The following is a 24,452-nucleotide window of genomic DNA, read 5'->3' on the forward strand; positions in this document are numbered from 1 at the left end:
TCCGTACTTTCCGGCCGCGCCTGCGGCCAGGGCTCCTGCAATGACCTACGCAAAGCACAACGCAAAATCCGGCGCGAAATCCGCCGCAAAGAAGTACTACAAGCACTGGGCCGAATCGGGCCTGGGCAAGGGCAACGTGCTGATGGAAGCCCGTGGCGAGAAGATCGTGCGGCAGGTGGAAATCTACGGGACCAAGATGGTCTGGGCCGACGAGCATGCCCACAGCGACGACCGCTTCCTGCTGGCCGACCAGCCAGTGTCGTTCCTGGATTTCGACGAGGACGACGAAATCTCCGCGCGTGAATTCGAAGCCGCCTGGAAGAAGGCACGGGAAGCCACCGGTTACCCGGTGTAATCCCCCCGGCACCCGCCCTTGTAGTGCCGAGCCTTGCTCGACGCTGCAAAAGTGGGCATGTGAAATGTTATATGATTACATTTCACTGTAACCGCCCCTTCCCATGAAGACTCCCACCCTGGTGGCCGCCCTCGCGGCCGCACCGTTCGCCCCTGAAGCCTTCGCGCAGTCGGCCGACGCCGCGCTCACCCTCGGCAAGGTGCAGGTACACCAGCACGGCGAAGGCCAGCTCAGTGCGCACCAGGTGCTGACCTCGGTGGATGTCCTGGGTGCAGACCAGATCGAAAACCGCAACGTCTCGCACAGCTGGGAACTGCTCGGGCAGATGCCCGGCATCCAGCTCACCGAAACCCGGCAGGGCGCCGAATCGGGCAAGGTCAGCTTCCGCGCCTTCAACGGTGAGGGCTACCTCAATGCCATCAAGACGCTGATCGATGGCATCCCCAGCAACGTCAACAGCGGCAACCAGCGCTTCATCGACATGCTGTTCCCGCTGGATATCAGCTACATCGAAGTGGTGCGCGGTACCAACGACCCGCGCTACGGCCTCCACAACATCGGCGGCAACGTGAACTTCGGTACGCACCAGGGTGGCAGCTACACCGATGCGCGCCTGGCCTACGGCAGCTACAACACCCGTGATGCGCAGGTGGCGATTGGCCGCGAAGCCGATGGCTTCGCGCAGAACTATTTCGTCGGCACCCAGGCCAGCGACGGCTACCGCGACCACGACACCTCGAAGAAATATTCGCTGGGCGGCAAGTGGTTCTTCGGCTCGCTGGACGACGGCCTGCGCGTGGGCCTGACCGCGCGCGCCTACCACCATGAAGCCGACGAACCCGGCTTCATGACCGCCGAGGAACTGCGCACGCACCGCCGTGGCAGCGAGCTGCGCAACGGCAACGATGGTGATGACCGCGACATGCGCCAGCTTGCCGCGCACCTGGACATGACACTGTCGGACGCACTCACCTTCGGCACGCGTCTCTACTACAACCGCTACGAAGACGATCGCCGCGTGACCTTCAGCAACCTGCCCACCGGCAACCTGCCGCGCCAGCGCCGCGTGTGGGACGAGCGGCAGCATGGCCTGCTCAGCACGCTGACCTGGCAGGCCAGCCCCACGCTTACTGTCGAGGGCGGCCTGAACTACGAGCAGCAGGACAACAGCTACATCCGCGAGCGCTACGCCTACGCTGAACCCACTGATTTCAGCCAGCCGCCCGCGCGGGTGCAGAATAACGATCGCCACAGCTTCGACAACTGGGGTGCCTACGTGCAGGCCATCTACCAGCCGGTCGAGGCCTGGAAGATCGTGCCGGCCTACCGCGTCGACCGTTTCAGTGGCCGCACGCACCTGATGAACGGCATCACCGCTCGGCTGCAGGATTACGGCAGCATCGGCCAGCCCAAGCTGAGCATCATCCACAGCCTGGGCCAGACCACCCACGTCTACGCGAACTGGGGCCGCACCTTCCAAGTGCTGACCGGGTCCACCGCACCGGCCTACCTCACCCCGGGACAGGCACCGATGCAGCCGTCCACCAACACCGGCATGGAGCTGGGCCTGAAATTCCAGCCGTTTGCCGGCAGCCAGGCACGCCTGGCGGTGTGGCAGCAGGATGCGGAAAACGAGGTGTCCAACATGCCGGCCACCGGCACCACGGTCACCCTGGGCAAGACCCGCCGGCGCGGCGTGGATGCGCAGCTGAGCCTGCAGCTGGGCGACGACTGGACGGTATGGGCGTCGCACGCCTACCAGGAAGCGAAGATCACCCGCGACGACCGCGATGCCAGCATTTCCCTGCAGGGCCGGGAAGTGGCCGCCACCCCGCGCCACATCAGCAATCTGGGCGTGGACTACCGCGCCAGCGATGCGCTGCGGCTGGGCCTGCAGGCGCGTGCACAGGGCGATTACTACCTGGAAGAGCGCAACGTGGCCGGCAAGTTCGGAGGCTTCGCCGTGCTCGACCTCAGCGCGGCCTACCAGCTCACCCCGCGTTTCAGCGTGGACCTGCAGCTGAAGAACGTTACCGGCCGCGAGTACGCCTACGCCTGGTACGACAGCTTCTTCTGGGACAGCGCCCGCCCGATGTTCTCGCCGGCCCCGGGTCGCAGCGTGTTCGTCGGCCTCAACATGAAGCTGTAACCGGCCACGCATCTGGTAGTGGTCGAGCTTGCTCGACCTGCGGCAGGGGTCAGAGCCCTTTCCAGGCGGAAAGGGATCCGACCCCGGACCCCGCAGCGCATGCGGTCAGATCCCTTTCCGCGAGGAAAGGGCTCTGACCCCGAACCCCGCGTTTTGCACTACATTGGTGCAATGTCCGACCCCTCTCCCCCGCCGTCCCTCGATGCCCTGGGCACGCCGCTGGCCTGGGCCGGGGCCGATGGCTGCATCGCCGGCTGCAATCCGGCGTTCGCCCGCTGGCTGGGCGTCAGCGCCCGGCGACTGCTGGGTCGCCCATTGGCCGCGCTGGAAGTGCAGGGCGAGGCACTGGCCCATTTCCTGGCCCGCGATGAGCGCGACAGCCTGCGCTTGAACCGGCTGGCGCTGGCGGTGCCCGGCGAAGCGCCGCGCTTCGCCGAGGGCTGGATGAGCCGCCGCGACGATGGTGGCTGGCTGCTGGAGGCGCATCCGGTCGATGAATTCCCCGGGCTGGACCCGACCCAGGCCCTGCCCAGCGCGCTCAGCGCGGCGCTGAAGGGCTTGGCCCACGAGCTGCGCAACCCGCTGGCCGGGTTGAAGGGTGCGGCCCAGCTGCTGGCCCGCCGCGCGGCCCAGCGCGAGGCCAGCGAACGCGAGCTGATCGAGCTGATCGGCTCGGAGATCGAGCGCCTCAACGGCCTGCTTGACCAGCTGTTGTCGCCGGCCCCGGCCGCACCGCATGCCGAACTGAACATCCACGCCGCGCTGGAACGCGTGCTGCGGCTGGCCGAGAACGAGGCCGGCTGGGCGGTACGCCTGCAGCGCGACTACGACCCCAGCATTCCCGAATTCCACGGCGACGCCGACCGCCTCACCCAGGCGGTGTGGAACCTGGTGCGCAACGCGATCCAGGCCGGCGCCGGCAACATCACCCTGCGCACCCGCGTGGAGCATGGCGTGCGCATCGCCGAGCAGCTGCACACGCTGGCGCTGCGCCTGGAAATCGCCGACGACGGCCGCGGCGTGCCCGAGGAACTGGCCGAACACCTGTTCCTGCCCTTGGTGAGTGGCCGCGCCGAGGGTACCGGGCTGGGCCTGGCGCTGGCCCAGCAGGTGGCGCGCGAGCATCGCGGCACGCTGACCTACCGCTCGCGCCCGGGCCATACCGTGTTCACCCTGCTGTTGCCGATCGGCAACGGCGCCGCCCCGGCCGAGGAGGCCCCGCGCGATGTCTGAGTCCCCCACCACCGCGCAGCGCATCTGGGTGGTCGATGACGATCGTGCCGTGCGCTTCGTGCTGTGCACCGCGCTGCGCGAGGCGGGCTACCAGGTTGTCGATTTCGACAGCGCTGCGGCTGCCCTGCAGGCCCTGGGCGAAGGCGCGCCGCCGGCGCTGCTATTCACCGATGTGCGCATGCCTGGCGACGATGGCCTGGTGCTGCTGGACAAGCTCAAGGCCGCGTTGCCGCAGCTGCCGGTGGTGGTGATGTCGGCCTATACCGATGTCGCCAGCACGGCCGGTGCGTTCCGCGGTGGCGCGCATGAATTCCTGTCCAAGCCGTTCGATCTGGACGATGCGGTGGCACTGGCGCAGCGGGTGTTGCCGGCCGTAGCACCGGCACTCGCGGCACCCGCACCTGCGGCGGAAGCGCATAGCGACCAGCCGCCGCAACTGGTGGGTGATACGCCGCCGATGCGCGCGCTGTTCCGCGCCATCGGTCGCCTGGCGCAGGCACCGCTGGCGGTGCTGATCACCGGCGAGACCGGCACCGGCAAGGAGCTGGTGGCCAATGCGCTGCATCGCGAATCACCGCGCGCGCTGGGTCCGTTCGTCGCGCTCAATACCGCTGCAATCCCGTCCGAGCTGCTGGAAAGCGAGTTGTTCGGCCACGAGGCCGGTGCCTTCACCGGTGCGCAGCGCCGCCACATCGGCCGCTTCGAGCAGGCCAACGGTGGCACGCTGTTCCTGGATGAGATCGGCGACATGCCGTTGCCGCTGCAGACCCGCCTGCTGCGTGTGCTGGCGCAGGGTGAGTTCTTCCGCGTCGGTGGCCGCGAGCTGATCCGCGTCGACGTGCGCGTGGTGGCCGCCACCCACCAGGATCTGGAGGGACTGGTCGCGCACGGGAAGTTCCGCGCAGATCTGCTGCACCGCCTGGACGTGGTGCGCCTGCAGCTGCCGCCACTGCGCGAGCGCCGCGAGGACATCGCGCAATTGGCCAGCACCTTCCTGGCTGCCGCCGCACGCAAGCTGGATACGCCGCCGAAGCGCCTGACCGCCGCGGCCCTGCAGGCGCTGCGCGAGCACGACTGGCCGGGCAATGTGCGCGAGCTGGAGAACGTGTGCTGGCGGATGGCCGCGCTGGCCGCCGCCGACACCATCGGCGTGGCCGATGTCGATACCGCGCTGAACCGCGCGCGCGGGCGCCGCAGCAGTACCAGCGCAGCCGATCCGGGGCAGTGGGAAGCGCTGCTGGCCGAATGGGCGCGCCGTCAGCTGGCCGAAGGCGTGGAAGGGCTGCACGCGCAGGTGCGCGAGCGGGTCGACCATGCGCTGCTGGAGGCGGCGCTTCAGATTACCCATGGCCGCCGCGCCGAAGCCGCTGCCCGCCTGGGCCTGGGCCGCAATACGCTTACCCGCAAGCTGGGCGCCGGGCGCCGCCGCGGGGGCCATTGAACGGTCCCTGCACGCGATCCTCGCGCCCGCTTGCCGAACCGTTGATCGTTCATGGACGATGCAATGCTTAGTGTCACCTGCAAGGAGTCTTCGATGCGTCTGTCCTTTGCCATCCTGCCGTTGTCCGCCGCCGTGCTGCTGTCTGCCTGTGGCAGTGCGCCGAAGAAGGCTGAGCCCACGCCGCCGCCGCCGACCGTGGTCAGTGCTGCGAAGCAGGGCGAGGCCAATCTCGCGCCGGCCTCGGCCAGCATCGTCAGTGGCCGCATCGCGCTGATGGTGGAGCCCGGTGGCATCCACATCACTGGCCTGGTCGGTGGCCTGCAGCCGATGCAGCAGGCCGGCTTCCACATCCATGAGCGCGGCGACTGCAGTGCGGTGGATGCCAGCAGTGCCGGCAATCACTTCAATCCCGGTGGCGCTGCGCATGGCCGCGCCGGCACCGGCAAGCACCACTTGGGCGACATGGACAATCTGCGTGCCGACGCCCAGGGCCGCGCCAACGTCGATATCCACCTCAAGGGGGTTACCCTTGGCGGAGGCGCCGCCACCGATATCGCCGGACGCGCACTGGTCGTGCATGCCAACGCCGACGACTATCGCAGCCAGCCCGCCGGCAATGCCGGCGTCCGCATCGCCTGTGGCGTGATCCGGGTCGTCCGCTGATCACTGCAGGCATCATCGAGGGAGAGATTCCAATGCGTCTGATCCACACTTCGCTGTTTGCGGCCATCGCCGCGCTGGGCCTGGCGGCCTGCAACCAGCAGCCCGCCGCGCCGCAGACTGAAACCCCGCCGGCCGCGCCGGCTGACGGCGCCACCACCGAGCCGGCTGCAGCCCCGGCACCGGCGGCTGCACCGACGGGCGATGCTTCGGCAACGGCCGAGCTGGCACCGACCCAGGGCAACGAGACCAAGGGCAGCGTCACCTTCAAGGTGGTTGATGGCAAGGTCCACGTGACCGGCCAGATCACCGGCCTGAAGCCGGGCAGCGAACATGGCTTCCACATCCACGAGAAGGGCGACTGCAGCGCGCCGGACGGCATGAGCGCCGGCGGCCACTTCAACCCGGGCAAGCAGGATCACGGCAACGTCGCCACCGATCCGCACCACGGCGGCGACATGCCCAACATCAAGGCCGACGACAAGGGCGTGGCCACCATCGACGGCCCGGTGTCGAGCAACGTCAACATCGGCAAGGGTGATGACTTCGACATCATCGGCCGCGGCCTGATCGTCCACGCCGATGCGGACGACTACAAGACCCAGCCGACCGGCAATGCCGGCGCGCGCCTGGCCTGTGCGGTGATCCAGAAGGCCCCGTAAGAAACAAAGAACGCCGGCACAAGCCGGCGTTTTTCCTGATGGGTAGTGCCGGCCGCTGGCCGGCAATCAAAGGTTTGGGGGGTGCCGGCCAGCGGCCGGCACTACCCACAGATCACCCGGATCAGCGCGCCAGCAGCTCGCGTGCGTCCTGACCGGCCTCGCAGTGCACGAACAGTACCGGCACGCCATGTGCTTCCAGCACCGCGGCCATCTGTCGCTGGCGCATCAGGAACTGCTCGTAGATGCCCTTCAGGCGATCGCAGTCGTTCTTGCTGTGGCTGTAGTGCGCGCACCAACCGGCCGGGTCGAACAGCGCCATGCGTGCTTCGCCATGCGTATAGCGCAGCAGCGGCTCGGGCGCGGCATTGAGCCACTCGTCCTCGCCCGGCGCCATGATCGCGGTCTCGATCAGCGGCCACAGTGCGGCCAGGCCCTGGTTGTCGTACTGCATCGACATCATCGCGGCCAGGTCGTTCACGGTGAAATAGCGCGCGTGCTCGATGCGGGCACCGAAGGTGTTCTGCGCCATCAGCGCGGTGTCGGCGTGCGCCATGCCGTTGGCCAGCAAGGTTTCTTCCAGCGCATCGGCGACCGCGCTGGTGGTGGCCACGTCGCTGCCGGTCAGCAGGAACGGCACCACGCGCAGGCCACCGCCCACCAGCGTGGCATCGGCCTGGAACGGCAGTGGCACGTCACCCTCGGCATCGGTACCGAAGGCCAGCAGGCGCGGGCCCTGGTTGCGGCCCGGGGCACGCATCTGCAGCTCTTCCAGGCGGCGATGGATCGGCCAGCCCGGGCGCAGCACTTCGGCCGGGTCGAAATGCGCGGCGGCGAACACCAGGTCCAGCTCGGCGACCTGCGGCACCAGCTTGGCCAGGTCACGGCCGACGCGTTCGGCCAGTTCACCGGCCTGTTCAGCGCTGAGCACCGCCTGGCGGGGGATTTCGCCGCCGGCCAGTTCCAGGGCCAGCACGCCAAGGGCATTCATCGCGGGGTCGGGTTTGCTCATGGTTCCACGGTTGGCCCATCACAGGGCGGCAGCTACACTTGGCTCCATTATGCCTGCTCCGTCGTGCAGGCCATGTTGCAGACACCCTCATCCATGCCAGGTATCTCCATGCCCAACGCTCGTCCCGTCGCCATCCTCGGTGGCGTCCGCATTCCGTTCTGCCGCCAGAACACCGCGTATTCGGATGTCGGCAACCTCGGCATGTCGGTCCGTACGCTGGGTGCGCTGGTCGAACGGTTCGGCCTGCATGGCCAGCAGCTGGGTGAAGTGGCGATGGGCGCGGTGATCAAGCATTCCAGCGACTGGAACCTGGGCCGCGAAGCCACGCTGTCGTCCGGCCTGTCGCCGCTGACCCCGGGCATCACCCTGCAGCGTGCCTGCGGTACCTCGCTGGACAGCATCATCACCGTGGCCAACAAGATCGCGCTGGGCCAGATCGAATCGGGCATCGGCGGTGGTTCGGACACCACCTCCGACGTGCCGATCGTCTACGGCAAGAAACTGCGTGCACGCCTGCTGGCGGCCAACCGCGCCAAGAGCACCGGCGACAAGATCCGTGCGCTCACCGCCGGTTTCAAGTTCTCCGAGCTCAAGCCCGAGTTCCCGGGCGTGGCCGAGCCGCGCACCGGCAAGAGCATGGGCGACCACTGCGAGGACATGGCGAAGGAGTGGAACATCTCGCGCGACTCGCAGGATGAGTGGGCGGTGTCGTCGCACAAGAAGCTGGCCGCCGCCTACGAGCGTGGCTTCTTCAACGACCTGATCGCACCGTTCCGTGGCGTCGAGCGCGACAACATCCTGCGCCCGGACACCTCGCTGGAAAAGCTGGCCACGCTGAAGCCGGCGTTCGACAAGGTTTCCGGGCGTGGCACGCTCACCGCCGCCAACTCCACCCCGCTGACTGACGGTGCCGCTGCAGTGCTGCTGGCCAGCGAAGAGTGGGCACGCGCGCATGGCCATGAACCCCAGGCTTACCTGCGTGACGCGCACGTGGCCGCGGTGGACTTCGTGCACGGCGAAGGCCTGCTGATGGCACCGACCATCGCGGTGCCGGAGATGCTCAAGCGCAACGGCCTGACCCTGCAGGACTTCGACATCTACGAGATCCACGAAGCCTTTGCCGCGCAGGTGTTGTGCACCCTGCGTGCGTGGGAGAGCGAGGACTACTGCCGCAACCGCCTGGGCCTGGACGCGCCGCTGGGCCGCATCGACCCGGACAAGATCAACCTGCTGGGCTCGTCGCTGGCCACCGGCCACCCGTTCGCCGCTACCGGCGCACGCGTGATCGCCACGGCAGCCAAGCAGCTGGCCGAACGCGGCGGTGGCCGCGCACTGGTGTCGATCTGCACCGCTGGCGGCATGGGCGTGGTGGCGATCGTCGAACGCTGATCGCATCCATCGGTGGGTGCCGACCGTTGGTCGGCACGATCCGGCCGGCACTCCTGGAACTGAAAACGCCGCCCATCGGGCGGCGTTTTTTTGTTCGGATTGTTGCTCTGGTGGGTGCCAAATTCACCGGTGGATGCCGGCCAGCGGCCGGCACTACCCATCAGGGCAACCGCGGGTTGCCGAATTCGTCGCGCTCTTCGTTGGCGTCATACACCGGCGGCTGTGCAACGATGGGCTGCTCCTCCACCGTGGCGCGCAGCGGCGTCTCGGTGCCACGCACCAGTTCCACGCTGTCCTCGCCGCGCTGCAGGCGCAGCGCATTGGCCAGGCACTGTGCGGCCAGCGCGTGTTCGCCACGTTGCGCGAACACTTCACCCAGCGCTTCCCACGCCGGTGCACCGGCGCCAGCGGCAATGGCCTCGTGCAGGAACGCATCGGCGGCATCCCATTGCTGCTGGGCCAGGGCCACGCGGCCCTGCGCCAGGCGCAGCGCGGCCGAGCCGTCATGCACGTTGCGCCAGCGAGCGAGGTTGGCCTGGCGGGTGGCCAGGCGCTCGGCGGGCAGGCGGCCATACAGCGCCACCAGATCGTCATTCCAACGCTGGTCCAGTGCCTGTTCCAGCGCCAGCAGCGCCGGCTCATCCCAGTCCAGCGCCACCGCACGGCTGGCATAGGCGCCCACTACGTCCGGGGTGGGACGCAGTGCCTTCGGCGTGGCCTCCCACTGTGCGGCCAGCGCGTTGACGTCGGCCGCTTCCAGTAGTGCCTGTGCGGCCAGTCGTGCTTCCAGTTCGCTGTTCGCGTCGGCCGGCAGCACCTTGCTCTGGCGCAGCGCACCCAGCTGGCCATACGCTTCGTGGGCGCGGCCGGCCTGTGCCAGCGCTTCGGTACGCAGCCACAGGCCGCGTGGCGGCAGCGGCTGGATCGCCGCTACGTCCAGCGCGTTGATCGCATCGACTGGCAGATCGCGCGCCAGCAGCTGTTCGGCGCGCAGCAGCGCCTGCAGGGTGGCGTCGCTTTCACCCAGGCGCTGCAGCAGCGCCTCTTCGGCGGGGCCATCGGCCCGTGCCTGCGCGCTGCGCACGGCGGTGGCCAGTGCCACCGCGCTCACTTCCGGGTCCTTGGCGGCGCCGTCCAGCAGCTTCTCCGCACGCTGCCACTGGCCATGCTCGTAGGCCTGCAGGCCGTCGATCAGGCGCACCCGGCCCTGCTTGCGGCGGTAGCGGCCCCAAGCACGGAACGGTGCAGCGATCAGGCTCCACAGCAGCCACAGCACCAGCACCGTGATCACCGCCAGCAGCGCTACCTTCGGCAGGTTGCTGTGATAGTCGTAGCCGCCGTAGCGCAGGGTCACCTCGCCGAAGCGGTTAAGGTCATCGGCGCCGAGCCATTGCGCGGCGACCACGCCGATGGCCACGGCCAGCAACAGCACGACCAGGGATTGCAGGGGTTTCATGCGGGCTTACCTCCGGTCGGTCTGGGTGCGCAGTTGTTGCAGGGTGCTGCCAAGAACAGCGTCGTTGGCCTGCAGCGGCAGTTCGCGCAAGGCCTTCAGTTCAGCACGTTGCGCGCGCAGGGCCGGTGAATCCGGCCAGCGCCGCTGTGCCCACTGCTCCACGCGGTCCAGAGCGGTGTTGCGGCCCGCGCGGTCGCCGCGCTCGATCGCGGCGCGCGCCAACGTCAATTCCAGCTGCAGTGCATCGTCGGCGTTGCGCTTTTCGGCGGCCGTCAGCGGGCCGTTCTGGCGGCTCGGGGTGATGTCCACGAACGGTGCCAGCGTGGCCTGCCACCAGGGCTTGGCGGTGCTGCTGCCGGTCGTGCCGGTGATCTGCGAGGGCAGGCCCTGCAGCGCGCGGGCCACGGCATCCAGGCGCTGCAGCGACTGCACGCGCGGGCCGGTGCCGAGCGCATCCAGCGCCTCGCGCTCCTGCACCAGCGCCTGGCGCAGGTTCAGGCCATCAGCGTCGGGCAGATCGGCCAGCGCGGTGGCGGCCTGTGCATACAGGCGGCGTGCGCCGTCCACGTCGTCGGCGTAGTTCAGACGCTGCGCAGCCTGGGTCAGCAGCAGCTCGGCCTCGTCGCGCTGCACCGCCTGGCGGCCCTGGTTGGCGCTGTCGGCCAGCTTGGCCAGGTTCTCTTCCAGCAAAGCGCTGCGCTGCGAGAGTCCCAGCATCTCGTCGCGCAGCACGCGGTTGGTGGTGGCCGCGTCCTGCAGGCGCTGGCTGGTCGCACGCTGGTCACGGCGCAGCGCATCCAGCGTGGCCTCCAGGCCCTTCAGCTGTACGGCCGTGGTCTGTGCCTGCGCTTCCTGTTCGCGCTGTTGCTGCTGCCAGACGTACCAGCCGGCATAACCGCCCGCGCCGAGCACGACCACGGCGGCCAGCGGCAGCAGCCAGCGCACGGGTCGATGGGGTGGGGGTGCGGGCGGAGTATCGTTCATCAGGCTTCCTTGTCGGCAACGTCGCCGGTCGGGGTGCCGGCAGGCTGCGTTGTGCACAGCATCACCGTTGCCGACGGCAGCGGCAAGCGTGATCCACGTCCCTGTTCAGGTCGCTGCCGGGACGGTGAGCGTGGCGTGTGCAGCGGCCACCAGCTGCGCAGCAGTGGGGCCGGCGCTGCGTGTGATGCGCTGCAGGCCGAGCGCCTGCGCCTGTTCGCCGAGGCGGTCACTGGCAACCACCACGCGGGCAGACGCCCGCAGGCGCTGCTGCCCGGCCGGCGGAAGCTGTTGCCAGAAATGCTGCAGGGCTTCGCCACTGCTCACGGCCAGCACCCACGGCTGTGCTGAATGCGCCAATCGCGCCAGCGTTCGCGGGGGCAGTCGCAGCAGGCGACGCTGGTAGACATCGGCACGTTCGATCGTGGCGCCCGCCGCCTGCAGCTGCGCGGCAATCAGGCCACGCCCGCCGGGGGCGGTCACCAGGCCGATGCGCAGGCCCTGTACGTCGGCCAGCACCGGCAGCGCCAGCAGCCCCTCGCTGTCCATCCGCTGCGGCGCGTGCACCTCGGTGATGCCGTGTGCCTGCAATGCGCGCGCAGTGCCTTCGCCCACGGTCAGCCACGGGCTGCACTGCACGTCGGCCAGCGGCAGCAGGGACGCGGCTGCGGCAACGGCGGCCGGGCTGGTGAATACCACCCGGTCGCAGTTCAGCGCGCGTTGCAGCTGGCGCACCACAGCCGTGCCATGCAGGCGCTGCAGGCGCCAGGGCGCCAGGGCCAGGACATTCCCGCCCAGCCCGGCAACGGCGCGGCGCAGCGCCACGTTCTGGCCCCGCGGGCGCAGCGAGATCAGGGTCCAGCGTGGGCCGGAACGGGTGGCGCCAGTGGGTATCGTATGGTCGACCATTGCCTGCATTATGCGGGCCCTTCGTTGTCGTGGTCGCTGCTCTGATGTCCGTTGATGCCCTGACTTCCTCGTTGGCCGCCCTGCAGGACGTGCTGGACTGCATGCCGGCAGTGCGCGCCATGCAGATCCGCCTGGATGGCTATGCCGATGGCGTGCTGCGCATCACCGCGCCGCTCGCTGCCAACGTCAACGACAAGGGCAACGCCTTCGGCGGCAGCCTGGCCTCGGTGCTGACCCTGTCCGGCTGGGCGCTGGTCAGCCTGCGCCTGCGCCTGGCCGGCCACGATGCCGAGGTCTATGTGGCCGACAGCAACCTGCGCTATCTGGCGCCGGTCTATGAGGACCTGCACGCCCACGCCGAAGCCGCTGAAGCCACCGGCTGGGACGCCTTCCTGAATACCTTCCGGCAGCGCCGCAAGGCCCGCATCAGCATCATCGCCACCCAGCCCGGTGCCGATGGCAAGCCCGCCGCCGAATTCAGCGGTCGCTTTGTTGCCTTCGCCAAAGGGTAGGATGGCAGGCTGACGTTCTGGGGAAACCACCGATGCGCCGCCTCATCCAGTTCCTGATGTATTCCCTGCTGCTGGCCAGTGCCGTGGCCTCGGCCGACGACCTCAGCCGCAAGCAGCGCAAGCTGCTGGAAGAGACCCAGATCGCCTACGGGGCGACCATCCGCTGGGGCAGCATGGACGATGCCATCGGCTACCTCGACCCCAAGCTGCGCAAGGAAAAGCCGCCGACCGAGTTCGAGCTCAACCGTTACGCGCAGCTGCGCGTGTCGTCCTATCGCGAGCGCAGCAGCGCCTCGCTGGACGGTGGCCTGGTCGAGCGCCGGGTCGAAATCGGGGTGATCAACCAGAACACCCAGGCCGAGCGCACCGTGGTCGTGGTCGAGCGCTGGCGCTGGGACCCGGAGGCCAAGCGCTGGTGGCAGACCGCCGGCCTGCCGGACCTGTGGAAGGGGCAGTGACGGGCCGCGTCCGGCTTGTGCGACAATCGGCGCCCGCTTAATCGACCCGTGACCTGAGTGAATTACGAAGAGTTGCTGGCCTTTGCAGGCCGAAACCCGATGCTGTCCGCGGCCCTGGTCGGCCTGACCGTGGCCATCATCGTCACCGAGATCCGCCGCCTGTTCCGGGGCTTCAAGGGCATCAAGCCCGCCGAACTGACCCAGCTGATGAACGCGGGCGGCACGGTGGTGGTCGACCTGTCGGCCAGCGGTGACTTCGAGAAGGGCCACATTGCCGGCAGCCGCAACGCCCAGGCCAGTGCCTTCGGCCCGGAGCACAAGCTGGTGGCCAACGCCAAGCAGTCGCCGGTGGTGCTGGTGTGCCGCAGCGGCAACGCTTCGGAAACCGCCGCCAAGGCGCTGAAGAAGGCCGGTTTCGAGAAGGTCTACGTGCTCGACGGCGGCATCCCCGCCTGGCAGCAGGCCGAGCTGCCGCTGGTCAAGGGCCGCAACTGATTGTCGCAGGTGGCGGATCCGGCCTTGTCTGGGCCGGGTCCCGCCCCCATCGCAGTAGTTCGACCATCGTTTTCATTGCATTCACCTGGAGTTACTGGAAATGTCCGAAGAGATCACCAACGGCGCCGCTGCGCCGGTCGATGCCGCTACCGGCCCCGCTTTCACCGTCGAGAAGATCTACGTCAAGGACGTCTCCTTCGAGTCGCCGAACGCACCGACCATCTTCAATGACCAGGTGCAGCCGGAGCTGCAGCTGAACCTGAACCAGCAGGTGCAGCGCCTGGGTGAGAACGCCTTCGAAGTCGTGCTGGCCGTGACCCTGACCTGCCAGGCCGGTGAGCGCACCGCCTACGTGGCCGAAGTGAAGCAGGCCGGCGTGTTCGGCCTGGTCGGCCTGGACCCGCAGTCGATCGACGTGCTGCTCGGCACCCAGTGCCCGAACATCCTATTCCCGTACGTGCGCCAGCTGATCAGCGACCTGATCCAGGCCGGCGGCTTCCCGCCGTTCTTCCTGCAGCCGATCAACTTCGAAGGCCTGTACGCAGAAACCCTGCGCCAGCGCCAGGAGCAGGGCGACGCACCGTCGCTGGCTGACTCCGAGCCGGCCGGCAACGCCTGATTCCTGCCGCGACGTCACGGATGAGCACTCCCGCTGACAAGATCGCCGTGCTCGGCGCCGGTTCCTGGGGAACCGCGCTGGCCAGCCTGCTCGCGCGGCACGGTCACCCGACCGTGCTGTGGGGGCGCGATGCTGCCGTGGTCGAGGCCATCGACCAGCGCCACGAGAATCCGCGTTACCTGCCGGGCATCCCGCTGCCGGACAGCCTGCGTGCTACCACCGACCTGGCGTCGGCGGTGCAGGGCGCGGCCTGGATCCTGGTGGTGACCCCCTCGCATGCCTTCGGCGAAACCCTGCGTGCGCTGGCGCCGCTGCGTCCTGCCGGTGCCGGCGTGGCCTGGGCCACCAAGGGCTTCGAACCCGGTTCGGGCCGCTTCCTGCATGAAGTGGCGCGCGAAGTGCTGGGTGAGGACGTGCCGTTGGCCGTCGTCACCGGGCCGTCGTTCGCCAAGGAAGTCACCCAGGGCCTGCCGACCGCGATCACCGTGCACGGCGACGTGCCCGAGTTCGCGCAGACGGTGGCCGAGGCGATGCATGGCCCGGCGTTCCGCGCCTACACCGGCGACGACATGGTCGGTGCCGAGCTGGGCGGCGCGATGAAGAACGTGCTGGCGGTGGCCACCGGCGTGGCCGATGGCATGCAGCTGGGCCTCAACGCCCGTGCCGGCCTGATCACCCGTGGTCTGAACGAGATGCTGCGCCTGGCCGCTGCGATCGGCGCCAAGCCGGAAACGCTGATGGGCCTGGCCGGCCTGGGCGATCTGGTGCTGACCTGCACCGGCGACCTGTCGCGCAACCGCCGCCTGGGCCTGGCCCTGGGCCGCGGCCAGACGCTGCAGGATGCCGTGCGCGAGATCGGCCAAGTGGTCGAGTCGGTGCAGACCGCCGACGAAGTGATGCGACAGGCGCGCCGTCATGGCATCGACCTGCCGATCTCCGACGGTGTGCGTGCCGTGCTGCATGGCGAGCAGACCCCGGAAGAAGGCCTGCGCGCACTGCTGGCGCGGGAACAGAAACCGGAGTATCCGGACACGCTGTTCAAGTGAATCGAAAAACCCCGGCCAGGTGCCGGGGTTTTTCTTGTGCGCCTCATCCACGCATGGCGTGGATCCAGGACGGAACCCGCTTCTGGTAGCTGCCAACCTTGGTTGGCGCCCAGTAGCGCCGGGCCATGCCCTGCGGAATCCCTCACCGCGCCCGCGGCGGCGCGTTGCTGTTGTCCATGTCCGAAAAGATCAGCCACGGCCCATCACGCTCACGCTTCAGCGTGAGCGTGAACTTGCCGGTATCGCCCACGTTGTTGCCGTAGCTGTACGCACCGATGATGTAACCCGTGTTCCCTTCCACCGCATACGCCAAGGCACGCAACCGCAACGGGCTGCTGCCCTGTCCGGCATATGCAGCCTCGATCGCAGTGCGCCCGCGCACGGGTGGCTGGTTGCTCTGCAGCACAAAGCCATCCTCGGCGAAGAGCGCAGCCAGTGCCCTGGCATCACCCGTGCGCCACGCCTGCTCGTAGTCGCGCAGTACACGGTCCAGCGGTGCGGGCAGCGCGATATCGGGAAGCGGCTGTGCGGGCTCCGCGCCTTCTGCATCGTGGACATTTGCCGGCGATGCCATCAGCAGGGCACTGCAGAAGATCATGGCGAGTGGTGTACGGCGCATGCGTCCGGCTCCAGGCGATGACGGGAAGCTGCGAACGCATCCTGGCGCGCCGCTGGTTAGAATCACGCGGCCGCCGATTCGGTGGATGCAGCGCAGATCAGACAAGGACACGCGATGAAGATGCGAATCACAGGGATGGCGATGATGGCCGCGCTGCTGGCAGCCTGCGGACAGGCACCGGAGAAGACTGGCGAGGCCGCGCCTGATGCGGCGCCAGCACCAACCACCGAAGCTCCGGCCGCCACGGCCACGGTGGTCGAGAAGGAAACGTCCATCGAAGACAGCGTGGACCCCGCGGTGTGGGACAGCGAGGGCGAACCGGAAGACCCGGGCGCCGGCGGCGAACTGACCTGCGCGGACAATCCGCTGGCGACCCACTTCTTCACCCTGGTCGGCGGCAGTGCCGTGGACGACTGCGGCCGCAAGGACCCGAAGGTGCTGGCCGCGTTCGATGCGCTGATGAAGGGCACGCAGGACGCCGAATCCACTGACAAGGATATGCCGTCGCTGCGCAAGCGCCTGTTGAGCGGACCCAGCGGCCCTGGCGAGCTGGTAGTGCTGCAGGGCGAGCCGTGGTGGTTCTACACCGCCTGCCAGGCCCACGACTGCCCCGGCACCGCGTTGGCGATGCTGTACTCACCCACGCAGGCGAAGATGGTCGGCCGTCTTACCGCGCGCTGCCGTGTGTGGTGGCTGGGCGAGCCGACGGCGGAACAGCGTGTGCAGATCGAACAGCGCCAGCCACTGCAGGATGCCGCGCTGAAGGAAGACAGCGCGCTTTGCGAGTGATGTGGCGCGCGCTGCAGCGCCGGGCCGTGCACGGCGTTGCAGTGAGCGTTGTTCCCCGTGTCACCCTTCCGGGCGCATGCGTGTGCTGACCTGCGCGGTCAGCGACAGACTGGCCATCATCAGACCCTCCATCACGCGGTCGCCCACGTACTCCTCGTCGGGTCCGTTCTGGCGCACGCGCTCGGCAGCCAGCAGCATTTCCAGCGCCACGCGCAGGCCGGCCAATGCGCAATCCGCGTCGGCCAAGGCCATGCGGCGGCCGGGCAGCTGATGACGTTCGGGCCAGGGCTGGCCGTCGGCGGCAGCGCCCTTGCCGATGCGATCGAGCGTGGCGATGAAACCGAGAGGATCGTGCGCGTGCGCCGCTTCCGAAGGCGCGTCCGTGTTGGCGGGTACGTACTGCGTGCGTAGTCGGGAGGATTCGGGTGTGCTCATGGCAAGGGCTCCGTGCAGGACAGACGGTAACCGCCACATAGAGGTGGCGGGCGGAGACGTGGCTCGAAAACCGGGAGATCACGAACAAGACCGGCAGGCGCAAGGCCTCCACGCTCCGCCCGCCATAGCCGGCAGACGGAATGCCAGCCGGCGCCACGCGGGGTGACGCCGGCTGGCAAGCGCAAACAACGTTCGTGATCTGACGGGTTTTCGAGGCCCGGCCACCCATCTTCCGGTGGCCCGCCATCTGTACCGCTGTCGCTGCGCAACGCCAATCAGACGAGTTGCAAACAGCGTTTGATCGAAGACGCTTTCAGCATTCTTGCACGCTGTTAAGCCGTCGCGGACGCAGGTGCCGCAACGTCCGTAGCAGCATGGGGAATATGCGACATGGTTCGAACTTGATGACAGGGATGTGGGTACCCCACCAAGCCGATGACGACAGTGCGCAGCGAAGAACGTAAATCGAACTCGCCCCACTCTGGTTGTCAGCGCTCTTCGGGCCCTTCGTACCAAGCCTGAGTACGGTTCACGATCCGCACCACGGACAGCATGACCGGCACCTCGATCAGCACGCCCACCACCGTCGCCAGCGCCGCCCCCGAATGCACGCCGAACAGTCCCACCGCGGTGGCCACCGCCAGTTCGAAGAAGTTGCTGGCGCCAATCAGTGCTGACGGGCCGGCCACGCAATGTGCCACGCCAAGGCGGCGGTTGAGCAGGTAGGCCAGGCCCGAAGTGAAATAGACCTGGATCAGGATCGGCACCGCAATCAGCGCGATCACCAGCGGTTGCTTCACGATCTGCTGGCCCTGGAACCCGAACAGCAGCACCAGCGTCAGCAGCAGGGCGGACAGCGACAGCGGCCCCAGCCGTCGAAGCGCACGCTGCAGCCCCGCCTCGCCGCTGCGCGAAAGGATCCAGTGCCGCAGCACGGCGGCCACCAGCACGGGCACCACAATGTAGAGACCCACCGACAACAGCAGCGTGTCCCAGGGCACAGTGATCGCCGACAGGCCCAGCAACAGCGCAACCACCGGCGCGTAGGCAACCACCATGATCGCGTCGTTCAAGGCCACCTGGCTCAGGGTGAAGTTGGCATCACCGCGGCACAGGTTGCTCCACACGAACACCATGGCGGTGCAGGGCGCGGCCGCCAGCAGGATCAAACCGGCGATGTAGCTGTCGATCTGTGCTGCGGGCAGCCAGTCCGCGAAGGCATGGCGCAGGAACAGCCAGCCCAGCAGCGCCATCGAGAATGGCTTCACGGCCCAGTTGATGAACAGCGTCACGCCGATGCCCTTCCAGTGCTGCTGCAACTGGCGCATCGCAGTGAAGTCGACCTTCAGCAGCATCGGGATGATCATCAGCCAGATCAGCACCGCAACCGGCAGGTTGACTTTGGCCACTTCGGCGGAGGCCAGCACCGCGAAGGCATCGGGCAGGACGTGGCCCAGCAGCGTGCCCATCGCAATGCACAGCACAACCCACAGCGTCAGGTGGCGCTCGAACAGACTCATGGCAGTGGCACCGTCACTGCGCGCCGTCGGTCGGCAGCAGCTGGCCAATCCGGTCCAGCGCGTGCTGCAGCGTTTCGCGTTCGGACCACGCCGATTCGGGCAGTGCGAGCAGCGCACGCAGGCGCGTTTTCACGATGGCATGGGCCAAAGCGAAGGCTGCGGCCTTGTCGGCATCGCTGCCTGCTACGGCGGCCGGATCAGGCAGGCCCCAGTGGCTGCGGATGAAGTCACCGAACACCACAGGGCAGGCTTCGGCAGCGGCCGCGTCACACACGGTGATCACCAGGTCCATCGGCGCTGCATCCACGAACTCATCCCACGACTTGCTGCGCAGACCTTCAACGGGCATTTCTTCGGCCTGCAACTGGGCGAGCGCGAATGGATTGACCTGACTGGTAGGCTGGCTGCCGGCACTGAAGGCGGTGAAGCGATCGCCGCCCCAGGCCCGCAGGGTGGCTTCAGCCAGCACGCTGCGGGCGCTGTTGCCGGTACAGAGGAACAGGACATTGCGGGTCATGTGGCTTCCGTGGTCAGTGAGTGGCTTGGACATGCACAGCGCGCTGGCCGGGCAGAGACAAGTGAACTCGGCAGAGCTGCGGATCGCCTCCGCTATCTGCGCGCGATCGCATCCGGCATAGCCGTGCCGCGCGAACCACGGGCCTGCCGACGTTGTCAGCAGCACCAGTTCCCTGACCTGCATGCGGCGGGCCATGTCCTCGGCCGCTGACAGCAACGCGCGCCCAAGGCCGGTATTGCGTCGGTCATCGGACACCACCAGTGAGCGAAGCAGGGCCGACGCGCCGAAGATCTGCAATCCAACGGCACCCACGGGAATGCCGTCGAGGTCTGCGACGAGAAACGCCACCTCGCTGCTTTCCAGATCGGCCACGGGCAACTGCGCCTGCCGCAGAAGGTCGCGGATGGAGCACAGGTCGTCGCGCGTGCCTGCACGAATCACCGGATCGGGTTTCATCTCAGCACCTGCATGCCGGTTCGGTGACCGCGCACCGCTCATCCGGGGAGCCCGCGCAGCAGTTGTGCGTCAGGTACTGGATCAAGCCGTTCATCGCATCGAAGTTGGCGCGGTAGCAGACGTGGCGGCCTTGGCTTTCGCTCTCCACCAGCCCGGCCTGCACCAGCTCCTTCAGGTGGAAGCTGAGCGTGGCGGGAGGCACCTGCAGGGCCGTGGCGATGTCGCCCGCCATGCGCCCTGCCGGGCCGGCCTCCACCAGCAGCCGGAAGGCAGCCAGGCGGGTGGCATGGCCGAGGGCGGTCAGGGCAGCGATTGCATTCGACGTTTCCATATTTCTAGAATAATCGAATGAATAAGCCAATCACAAGTCTGGACCTGCCCAACCTGGCGGAATCGTCATTGCCCCAGCCCAATCATCACCAGCTCGCCGCGGCAGATCTGGGGCCGCCACGCATTCTCCTGCTCTACGGCTCGCTGCGGCCCCAGTCGTTCAGCCGCAAGCTGGCGCTGGAAGCCGAGCGGCTGCTGCGCCACCTGGGGTGCGATACCCGGGTGTTCGATCCGCATGCGCTGCCGATGCTGGACAGCGTGGACAGGAATCACCCCGAAGTGCAGCGACTGCGCGAATGGTCACAGTGGTCGGAAGGGCAGGTCTGGGTCAGCCCCGAGCGGCATGGCACGGTCACCGGCGTGTTCAAGAACCAGATCGACTGGTTGCCGCTGGAAGTTGGCAGCGTGCGGCCCACGCAGGGCAGGACGCTGGCGGTGATGCAGGTGAGTGGCGGCTCGCAGTCGTTCAATACGGTCAACACGTTGCGCGTGCTCGGCCGCTGGATGCGCATGCTGACCATCCCCAACCAGTCGTCGGTGGCCAAGGCCTGGCAGGAATTCGATGACGACGGCCGGATGAAGCCCTCGCCGTACTACGATCGGGTGGTGGACGTGATGGAAGAGCTGGTGAAGTTCACGCTGCTGACGCGGGGCCGGTCGGACTACCTGGTAGACCGCTACAGCGAGCGGAAGGGCGACGCGCACGCCGCGGCATTGGCGCGGGCTGCAGAGGCTACGGCTTCCTGATCCTCATTGGTGCCGATGTGAGGCACGCTCACCCAAGCAGCCTCTTCACCCTTGAAGCTGCAAGGCGGATGATCACCACATAGGCCAGCAACATGCCGGTGCCGATGCCCATTACTTCGATTTCCCAGTTGCGGCGGTAGGGAGAAGGGCCCATGAAGGCCCACGCCAGAAGCACCGCCGCAATCAGCAAGGCGCTGCGATTGGCCTTCGAAATGAGCTCATCTTCGGTCGCGTGCCCCATGTTCGGATCCCAGGAACCGAGCAGCCATCCCAAGCCACGCAGGTACTCGCGCGCCACGAAGAACAGGAAGACGAATACGCCACCCATCGTGCTCAGCAGAAACTGGAAGAGTGGGTCCACCGGCGGCCTCTTGGACGAGGCAGGCATTGCCTCGCAGGATCATCAACGGGCGCAGTATGCCAGCGCGCCGCGCCTCGGGGGGCACCGGTCTCATAGGCAGGCGGCTTTCCACGAGCAGACTGTGCATCGCAGCCGCCCCGGCGGCCGGGCATGGCCCAGGCATGTGCCCACAACGCCCAGAGCGGACGCACAAACGCACTACTCGCCAGCGTGCTGTGCGGTCTTCTTTTCGTCGCCATCCGCGGCGGCACGGCTCTGCGCGAACGCCGGGAACGTCTTCGCGATCGAATCCTTGTCCGGCAGGATGTAGAACACGCCGCCCTTCTCGAACGTGGAGTGCACGATCTGCTCGTAGAACGCCGGCGAGACGTTGATGCAGCCGTGGGTGACGCGATTGTCGTCCGGCGTCGGCGTTGCCAGTCGTTCGGCACGCTTTTCCTTCGGGCTGCCCGGCGGCAGCGGATGCATCGACACGGCGGAATCGTAGTCCACCCACAGCACGCGCCCGGCATCGTCGGAGGGGCCATAGGCACCAATGAAGCGTCCTGCAGGCGTGGTGCGGTCGTGGCCGGGAATCGCGCTCAGGGCAAGCTTGGCGACGCCGGGTGCGGAATGATCGCCGATGGCCGAACCGAACAGCGCTGGTGCGGCGCCGCGCAGCTTGCCGTCGCCGCCGAAGACCAGGACCTGCGCGGCAGCCTTGTCCATGATCGCGAACGGATAACCCTGGTTGTCCTTGCTGGCGACCACCCAGCCGGCCAGCTCGATCACCGTTTCGGAGACGCTCTGGTCGGGCGGAAGTTCATCAACGGCGGCCGACGGTGGTGCGGGTGCGTCCTTGTCCCTGGCGTTGGCTACGCCGCTGCATGCAACAGCCAGTGCCATGGCCAGTGCGGCATGGAGGGCGCGGCGTGCAGGGGAGGAGGAGGTACGAATGGGACGGCTCCTGGCAATGCAATCTTGGTGGAAGGACGCCAGTGGCCGGTGAGGGCCACTGGTTCCCGATACAGAGGTGGATCAATTCAAACGGTGAGGGAACGATCAGCCGCGCGGCTTGCGTCCGACGGGAGCCCTTTCAAGCTGCTGCACGCGGCCTTCGATCTGGTCCAGGCGCTGATTGGCCTGCTGTGCCGACTGGTTGGCGGACTCGGCACTCTGTGCAGCGCCCTGCACCTTTACATCGAGCTGATCGAGGCGCGAGTTGATGGTTGCGAACTCGTCCTTGTAGGTGGCACAAGCGCCAAGGCTCACGGTGGCGATGAGCGCTACAGCAAGTGCGCGGGCCGTCTTCATGTGTTGCGGGTTCAGGTTCATTGCACTCCCTCCTTCGTCTGGGGAAGCTGGAATATAGCGGCGTTTGTTCCCCACGCTGACAAGCGCTTTCAGCTGAAGTTGGAAGACGTGGAAGGGTTGTGAAATATGTTCGTCAGCGAAGCTTAACGAGTGAGATCAGGCGAGCTGATGTGCACAGAGGCGATGGCCTTGCGGTTGCTCGAATCGCCCAATTCATCAGCCTGAAGACGGCCTCATTCCTGGCCGTTTTCCACTGGCCCACACGCCGGGCGCCATTCACTTGCGGCGAACAATGCCGGCGCACTTTCCGGGCGCACCTCCAGCAGCGTGGCGACGGCACCGGCTTTGTCATCGGCGCGGGCAACGTAGTCAGCGGCAATGCGGTAGCCGATCCAGTAGCCAAGATCGCCGCGGCGCGTTTCGTCGCCCGCTCCGTTGTAGAGCCATTGCGACAGATCAGTACCGGCGCTGTCCCGGGCGAACTGGCGTTCCAGGGCGCATTCGCGGCCCTGCGTCCAACGACGCAGATGCGCGTTGGCCGGTTGCCCGGAGATCAGCTCGGTCACGTACTCGGCGCCTCCTTCCAGCAGCGTCTGATAGAGCAGGGTCGGTTGCGCAACGTCTGCGGCTGCGCCCGGCTGCTGGATGTGTACATACTCATGGGCGATCAGGTGCACGAAACGGTCGCTCACATCGGCCTGCATCCAGTCGGCGTTGCACAGCGCCTCCAGTCCGATCACCACGCCGTCGGGCGTGGTGACACCGCCGCTGTTGCCCCGACCCACCAGCACGGTGACCGGCGGAAAGCGTGCGGAGGGAAGCAGGGTGCCCAACCGATCGAGCGCCTTGGCAACCCGCTCGCGGATCTCCGGCAGCGCCGTCGCACAGGTACGTGCTTTGGCAAACAGCGCAGGTTTGTGCTGGATCGCATCTGCAAGACGATCCATCGAGCCGATACGGCTGTCAGTGAAGCTGCGTAGTGCATCCGTACCCGCATGCAGATAGCCACGCTGCAGATCGTCGGCACTCGGCTTGCCTCCGCTTGCATCCAGCACGTTGAAGAAGCGCGTGACATCGTCGGTCTGAATCACGATGCGCCCGGAAGGGCGGGTTCGCTCGGCTGCGTTGGCTACCTGCAACATCATCGGCAGGGCGAAGAGCAGCAACGCCCGCGCTGTGCGTCGGGCATGCAGCGGAAACAGCAGTGACGGGAAGGCTACGTGCGGCATGAGGAGTTCCCTGAACGCCAGCCTTATTTATACACCAGTCAGTTCAATATTCAGGGCCGATTAGACCCCCTAACGGATAATTCACACCTGTCGACCGCCTCCTCTCTCTCCCCCTCCCGGGAGGCGGCCGACGAAACCAAAATAATTAAAGGTGTGTCCCGATGAACAAGAATTCGCTGCTCGCCCTGGGTCTTCTGGCTGCTCTGCCGTTCGCTGCATCGGCAACCGATGGCCTGTCGTACAACTACGTTGAAGGCGGCTACGTGAACACCGATGCCAAGGGCGGCGACGCCGACGGCTGGAAGGTGAAGGGTTCCGTGGCGGTGCACCCGAACTTCCACATTTTCGGCGACTACAGCGCGCAGGAGACCGACACGTTCAAGAATGACGTCGACCAGTGGCGCATCGGTGCCGGCTACAACTACGGCATCGCACCGAACACCGACCTGGTGGCCCGTGTCGCGTACCAGAAGTTCGACATGAAGCACGGCCTGGACTTCAACGGCTACTCGACCGAGGTCGGCGTGCGCACCGCGTTCAACCCGTACGTGGAAGGCTACGTGATGGCCGGCTACGAGGACTACGCCAAGAAGCACGGCATCAACCCGGACGGCGAGTTCTACGGCCGCGTCGGCGCCACCGCCAAGTTCAACCAGAACTGGGGCCTGAGTGGCGAAGTGAAGCTGGCCAAGGCCGGCGACCGCGAGTGGTTCGTGGGCCCGCGCTTCACCTGGTAACAAACGCCCGTCGTTAGAGCGTGTTGTGCTGGCGTGTGACTCTCT

The 24,452-nt window shown here is 67.3% G+C and carries 28 protein-coding genes and 1 pseudogene; 15 read left to right on the forward strand and 14 right to left on the reverse strand.

What is annotated here, in order from left to right:
• Window positions 1–40: 40 nt before the first annotated feature.
• The 6 genes from AC10QF_RS06750 (at window position 41) to AC10QF_RS06775 (ending at window position 6,500) form a co-directional block, all read left to right on the forward strand.
• Window positions 41–355, forward strand: coding sequence for a hypothetical protein (locus tag AC10QF_RS06750; protein WP_053461818.1), 315 nt, complete (start codon window positions 41–43; stop codon window positions 353–355).
• Window positions 356–458: 103 nt separating this feature from the next.
• A complete protein-coding gene (locus AC10QF_RS06755) occupies window positions 459–2,504 on the forward strand; it encodes a TonB-dependent receptor (protein ID WP_494541966.1) in 2,046 nt (681 codons plus the stop codon).
• A 171-nt stretch (window positions 2,505–2,675) separates the two neighbouring features.
• Window positions 2,676–3,737 carry a two-component system sensor histidine kinase NtrB gene (locus AC10QF_RS06760; RefSeq protein ID WP_138953344.1) on the forward strand — a complete coding sequence of 354 codons (1,062 nt, stop codon included), beginning with the start codon at window positions 2,676–2,678 and terminating at the stop codon, window positions 3,735–3,737.
• Window positions 3,730–5,178 carry a nitrogen regulation protein NR(I) gene (gene ntrC / locus AC10QF_RS06765; RefSeq protein ID WP_329845457.1) on the forward strand — a complete coding sequence of 483 codons (1,449 nt, stop codon included), beginning with the start codon at window positions 3,730–3,732 and terminating at the stop codon, window positions 5,176–5,178. The genes AC10QF_RS06760 and ntrC overlap by 8 nt, the downstream gene beginning before the upstream one ends.
• 93 nt (window positions 5,179–5,271) lie before the next feature.
• Window positions 5,272–5,841 (forward strand): superoxide dismutase family protein, encoded by a 570-nt coding sequence (locus AC10QF_RS06770; RefSeq protein WP_049439225.1) that lies wholly within the window; start codon window positions 5,272–5,274, stop codon window positions 5,839–5,841.
• Window positions 5,842–5,873: 32 nt separating this feature from the next.
• Window positions 5,874–6,500: a superoxide dismutase family protein gene (locus AC10QF_RS06775; RefSeq protein WP_053497798.1), complete on the forward strand. Its 627-nt coding sequence runs from the start codon at window positions 5,874–5,876 to the stop codon at window positions 6,498–6,500.
• 121 nt (window positions 6,501–6,621) lie between these two features.
• Here AC10QF_RS06775 and AC10QF_RS06780 read toward each other — a convergent pair whose 3' ends face one another.
• On the reverse strand, window positions 6,622–7,509 hold the full coding sequence (locus AC10QF_RS06780; RefSeq protein ID WP_065178704.1) for a hypothetical protein: 888 nt from the start codon (window positions 7,507–7,509) through the stop codon (window positions 6,622–6,624).
• Between the two features lie 93 nt (window positions 7,510–7,602).
• Here AC10QF_RS06780 and AC10QF_RS06785 point away from each other — a divergent pair, with 93 nt between their 5' ends.
• Window positions 7,603–8,898, forward strand: coding sequence for an acetyl-CoA C-acetyltransferase (locus AC10QF_RS06785; protein WP_005420942.1), 1,296 nt, complete (start codon window positions 7,603–7,605; stop codon window positions 8,896–8,898).
• A gap of 160 nt (window positions 8,899–9,058) precedes the next feature.
• On the opposite strand, the gene AC10QF_RS06790 is transcribed toward AC10QF_RS06785, so the two are convergent.
• The 3 genes from AC10QF_RS06790 to AC10QF_RS06800 form a co-directional block, all read right to left on the reverse strand.
• A complete protein-coding gene (locus AC10QF_RS06790; RefSeq protein ID WP_494541967.1) occupies window positions 9,059–10,354 on the reverse strand; it encodes a heme biosynthesis HemY N-terminal domain-containing protein in 1,296 nt (431 codons plus the stop codon).
• 6 nt (window positions 10,355–10,360) lie between these two features.
• Complete coding sequence (locus AC10QF_RS06795; protein ID WP_494541968.1) at window positions 10,361–11,338, reverse strand: uroporphyrinogen-III C-methyltransferase; 978 nt, start codon at window positions 11,336–11,338, stop codon at window positions 10,361–10,363.
• 105 nt (window positions 11,339–11,443) lie between these two features.
• Window positions 11,444–12,253 carry a uroporphyrinogen-III synthase gene (locus AC10QF_RS06800; protein ID WP_188239532.1) on the reverse strand — a complete coding sequence of 270 codons (810 nt, stop codon included), beginning with the start codon at window positions 12,251–12,253 and terminating at the stop codon, window positions 11,444–11,446.
• A 35-nt stretch (window positions 12,254–12,288) separates the two neighbouring features.
• On the opposite strand from AC10QF_RS06800, the gene AC10QF_RS06805 reads away from it, so the two are divergent.
• The 5 genes from AC10QF_RS06805 to AC10QF_RS06825 all read left to right on the forward strand — a co-directional run bounded on the left by AC10QF_RS06805 (window position 12,289) and on the right by AC10QF_RS06825 (window position 15,374).
• Window positions 12,289–12,756 carry a YiiD C-terminal domain-containing protein gene (locus AC10QF_RS06805; RefSeq protein ID WP_049416564.1) on the forward strand — a complete coding sequence of 156 codons (468 nt, stop codon included), beginning with the start codon at window positions 12,289–12,291 and terminating at the stop codon, window positions 12,754–12,756.
• A 32-nt stretch (window positions 12,757–12,788) separates the two neighbouring features.
• Window positions 12,789–13,214: a hypothetical protein gene (locus AC10QF_RS06810; protein ID WP_061479368.1), complete on the forward strand. Its 426-nt coding sequence runs from the start codon at window positions 12,789–12,791 to the stop codon at window positions 13,212–13,214.
• Window positions 13,215–13,271: 57 nt separating this feature from the next.
• The gene (locus AC10QF_RS06815) at window positions 13,272–13,709 is read left to right on the forward strand and encodes a rhodanese-like domain-containing protein (RefSeq protein ID WP_005420930.1); all 438 of its coding nucleotides are present in this window, start codon (window positions 13,272–13,274) and stop codon (window positions 13,707–13,709) included.
• A gap of 100 nt (window positions 13,710–13,809) precedes the next feature.
• Window positions 13,810–14,328: a protein-export chaperone SecB gene (gene secB / locus AC10QF_RS06820; protein ID WP_005407596.1), complete on the forward strand. Its 519-nt coding sequence runs from the start codon at window positions 13,810–13,812 to the stop codon at window positions 14,326–14,328.
• Between the two features lie 20 nt (window positions 14,329–14,348).
• A complete protein-coding gene (locus tag AC10QF_RS06825; protein ID WP_494541969.1) occupies window positions 14,349–15,374 on the forward strand; it encodes an NAD(P)H-dependent glycerol-3-phosphate dehydrogenase in 1,026 nt (341 codons plus the stop codon).
• 142 nt (window positions 15,375–15,516) lie between these two features.
• Here the strand turns inward: AC10QF_RS06825 and AC10QF_RS06830 are convergent, their stop codons facing one another.
• On the reverse strand, window positions 15,517–15,972 hold the full coding sequence (locus AC10QF_RS06830; protein ID WP_494542007.1) for a YybH family protein: 456 nt from the start codon (window positions 15,970–15,972) through the stop codon (window positions 15,517–15,519).
• A 135-nt stretch (window positions 15,973–16,107) separates the two neighbouring features.
• On the opposite strand from AC10QF_RS06830, the gene AC10QF_RS06835 reads away from it, so the two are divergent.
• Window positions 16,108–16,782: an Ivy family c-type lysozyme inhibitor gene (locus tag AC10QF_RS06835; protein WP_494541970.1), complete on the forward strand. Its 675-nt coding sequence runs from the start codon at window positions 16,108–16,110 to the stop codon at window positions 16,780–16,782.
• A gap of 60 nt (window positions 16,783–16,842) precedes the next feature.
• On the opposite strand, the gene AC10QF_RS06840 is transcribed toward AC10QF_RS06835, so the two are convergent.
• The 5 genes and pseudogenes from AC10QF_RS06840 to AC10QF_RS06860 form a co-directional block, all read right to left on the reverse strand.
• A complete protein-coding gene (locus tag AC10QF_RS06840) occupies window positions 16,843–17,217 on the reverse strand; it encodes a hypothetical protein (protein WP_111176797.1) in 375 nt (124 codons plus the stop codon).
• A gap of 488 nt (window positions 17,218–17,705) precedes the next feature.
• Window positions 17,706–18,737 (reverse strand): ACR3 family arsenite efflux transporter, encoded by a 1,032-nt coding sequence (gene arsB, locus AC10QF_RS06845; protein WP_111176795.1) that lies wholly within the window; start codon window positions 18,735–18,737, stop codon window positions 17,706–17,708.
• Window positions 18,738–18,750: 13 nt separating this feature from the next.
• Complete coding sequence (locus AC10QF_RS06850) at window positions 18,751–19,254, reverse strand: arsenate reductase ArsC (protein ID WP_494542008.1); 504 nt, start codon at window positions 19,252–19,254, stop codon at window positions 18,751–18,753.
• A gap of 36 nt (window positions 19,255–19,290) precedes the next feature.
• Window positions 19,291–19,752 (reverse strand): annotated as a pseudogene (gene arsN2 / locus AC10QF_RS06855) (arsenic resistance N-acetyltransferase ArsN2); the annotation flags it as partial.
• Window positions 19,712–20,041 carry an ArsR/SmtB family transcription factor gene (locus tag AC10QF_RS06860; RefSeq protein WP_134968525.1) on the reverse strand — a complete coding sequence of 110 codons (330 nt, stop codon included), beginning with the start codon at window positions 20,039–20,041 and terminating at the stop codon, window positions 19,712–19,714. The gene AC10QF_RS06860 and the pseudogene arsN2, both read right to left, overlap by 41 nt.
• 17 nt (window positions 20,042–20,058) lie before the next feature.
• Between AC10QF_RS06860 and arsH the strand changes: the two genes are divergently transcribed.
• The gene (arsH, locus tag AC10QF_RS06865; RefSeq protein WP_494541971.1) at window positions 20,059–20,787 is read left to right on the forward strand and encodes an arsenical resistance protein ArsH; all 729 of its coding nucleotides are present in this window, start codon (window positions 20,059–20,061) and stop codon (window positions 20,785–20,787) included.
• A 28-nt stretch (window positions 20,788–20,815) separates the two neighbouring features.
• On the opposite strand, the gene AC10QF_RS06870 is transcribed toward arsH, so the two are convergent.
• The 4 genes from AC10QF_RS06870 to AC10QF_RS06885 form a co-directional block, all read right to left on the reverse strand.
• Window positions 20,816–21,148, reverse strand: coding sequence for a hypothetical protein (locus tag AC10QF_RS06870; RefSeq protein ID WP_238378540.1), 333 nt, complete (start codon window positions 21,146–21,148; stop codon window positions 20,816–20,818).
• Window positions 21,149–21,346: 198 nt separating this feature from the next.
• Complete coding sequence (locus AC10QF_RS06875; protein WP_049416581.1) at window positions 21,347–22,033, reverse strand: L,D-transpeptidase family protein; 687 nt, start codon at window positions 22,031–22,033, stop codon at window positions 21,347–21,349.
• Between the two features lie 156 nt (window positions 22,034–22,189).
• On the reverse strand, window positions 22,190–22,462 hold the full coding sequence (locus AC10QF_RS06880) for a hypothetical protein (RefSeq protein ID WP_005420910.1): 273 nt from the start codon (window positions 22,460–22,462) through the stop codon (window positions 22,190–22,192).
• 212 nt (window positions 22,463–22,674) lie between these two features.
• On the reverse strand, window positions 22,675–23,670 hold the full coding sequence (locus AC10QF_RS06885) for a DUF2268 domain-containing putative Zn-dependent protease (RefSeq protein WP_049439253.1): 996 nt from the start codon (window positions 23,668–23,670) through the stop codon (window positions 22,675–22,677).
• Window positions 23,671–23,831: 161 nt separating this feature from the next.
• Here AC10QF_RS06885 and AC10QF_RS06890 point away from each other — a divergent pair, with 161 nt between their 5' ends.
• A complete protein-coding gene (locus AC10QF_RS06890; RefSeq protein ID WP_049416584.1) occupies window positions 23,832–24,407 on the forward strand; it encodes an OmpO family porin in 576 nt (191 codons plus the stop codon).
• Window positions 24,408–24,452 lie beyond the last annotated feature (45 nt).

The sequence above is a fragment of the Stenotrophomonas maltophilia complex sp. Om-AH-Sm3 genome (assembly GCF_059337855.1).

Bases quoted from the DNA above. Each gene is read 5' to 3' on its own strand.
- AC10QF_RS06875 (WP_049416581.1), bottom strand. From the start codon at position 22,033: ATGGCACTGGCTGTTGCATGCAGCGGCGTAGCCAACGCCAGGGACAAG.
- AC10QF_RS06850 (WP_494542008.1), bottom strand. From the start codon at position 19,254: ATGACCCGCAATGTCCTGTTCCTCTGTACCGGCAACAGCGCCCGCAGC.
- AC10QF_RS06775 (WP_053497798.1), top strand. From the start codon at position 5,874: ATGCGTCTGATCCACACTTCGCTGTTTGCGGCCATCGCCGCGCTGGGC.
- AC10QF_RS06835 (WP_494541970.1), top strand. From the start codon at position 16,108: ATGAAGATGCGAATCACAGGGATGGCGATGATGGCCGCGCTGCTGGCA.
- arsH (WP_494541971.1), top strand. From the start codon at position 20,059: ATGAATAAGCCAATCACAAGTCTGGACCTGCCCAACCTGGCGGAATCG.
- AC10QF_RS06770 (WP_049439225.1), top strand. From the start codon at position 5,272: ATGCGTCTGTCCTTTGCCATCCTGCCGTTGTCCGCCGCCGTGCTGCTG.
- AC10QF_RS06860 (WP_134968525.1), bottom strand. From the start codon at position 20,041: ATGGAAACGTCGAATGCAATCGCTGCCCTGACCGCCCTCGGCCATGCC.
- arsB (WP_111176795.1), bottom strand. From the start codon at position 18,737: ATGAGTCTGTTCGAGCGCCACCTGACGCTGTGGGTTGTGCTGTGCATT.
- AC10QF_RS06750 (WP_053461818.1), top strand. From the start codon at position 41: ATGACCTACGCAAAGCACAACGCAAAATCCGGCGCGAAATCCGCCGCA.
- AC10QF_RS06780 (WP_065178704.1), bottom strand. From the start codon at position 7,509: ATGAGCAAACCCGACCCCGCGATGAATGCCCTTGGCGTGCTGGCCCTG.
- AC10QF_RS06790 (WP_494541967.1), bottom strand. From the start codon at position 10,354: ATGAAACCCCTGCAATCCCTGGTCGTGCTGTTGCTGGCCGTGGCCATC.
- AC10QF_RS06805 (WP_049416564.1), top strand. From the start codon at position 12,289: ATGTCCGTTGATGCCCTGACTTCCTCGTTGGCCGCCCTGCAGGACGTG.
- AC10QF_RS06810 (WP_061479368.1), top strand. From the start codon at position 12,789: ATGCGCCGCCTCATCCAGTTCCTGATGTATTCCCTGCTGCTGGCCAGT.
- secB (WP_005407596.1), top strand. From the start codon at position 13,810: ATGTCCGAAGAGATCACCAACGGCGCCGCTGCGCCGGTCGATGCCGCT.
- AC10QF_RS06800 (WP_188239532.1), bottom strand. From the start codon at position 12,253: ATGCAGGCAATGGTCGACCATACGATACCCACTGGCGCCACCCGTTCC.
- AC10QF_RS06795 (WP_494541968.1), bottom strand. From the start codon at position 11,338: ATGAACGATACTCCGCCCGCACCCCCACCCCATCGACCCGTGCGCTGG.
- AC10QF_RS06760 (WP_138953344.1), top strand. From the start codon at position 2,676: ATGTCCGACCCCTCTCCCCCGCCGTCCCTCGATGCCCTGGGCACGCCG.
- AC10QF_RS06785 (WP_005420942.1), top strand. From the start codon at position 7,603: ATGCCAGGTATCTCCATGCCCAACGCTCGTCCCGTCGCCATCCTCGGT.
- AC10QF_RS06880 (WP_005420910.1), bottom strand. From the start codon at position 22,462: ATGAACCTGAACCCGCAACACATGAAGACGGCCCGCGCACTTGCTGTA.
- AC10QF_RS06885 (WP_049439253.1), bottom strand. From the start codon at position 23,670: ATGCCGCACGTAGCCTTCCCGTCACTGCTGTTTCCGCTGCATGCCCGA.
- AC10QF_RS06825 (WP_494541969.1), top strand. From the start codon at position 14,349: ATGAGCACTCCCGCTGACAAGATCGCCGTGCTCGGCGCCGGTTCCTGG.
- AC10QF_RS06830 (WP_494542007.1), bottom strand. From the start codon at position 15,972: ATGATCTTCTGCAGTGCCCTGCTGATGGCATCGCCGGCAAATGTCCAC.
- ntrC (WP_329845457.1), top strand. From the start codon at position 3,730: ATGTCTGAGTCCCCCACCACCGCGCAGCGCATCTGGGTGGTCGATGAC.
- AC10QF_RS06890 (WP_049416584.1), top strand. From the start codon at position 23,832: ATGAACAAGAATTCGCTGCTCGCCCTGGGTCTTCTGGCTGCTCTGCCG.
- AC10QF_RS06755 (WP_494541966.1), top strand. From the start codon at position 459: ATGAAGACTCCCACCCTGGTGGCCGCCCTCGCGGCCGCACCGTTCGCC.
- AC10QF_RS06840 (WP_111176797.1), bottom strand. From the start codon at position 17,217: ATGAGCACACCCGAATCCTCCCGACTACGCACGCAGTACGTACCCGCC.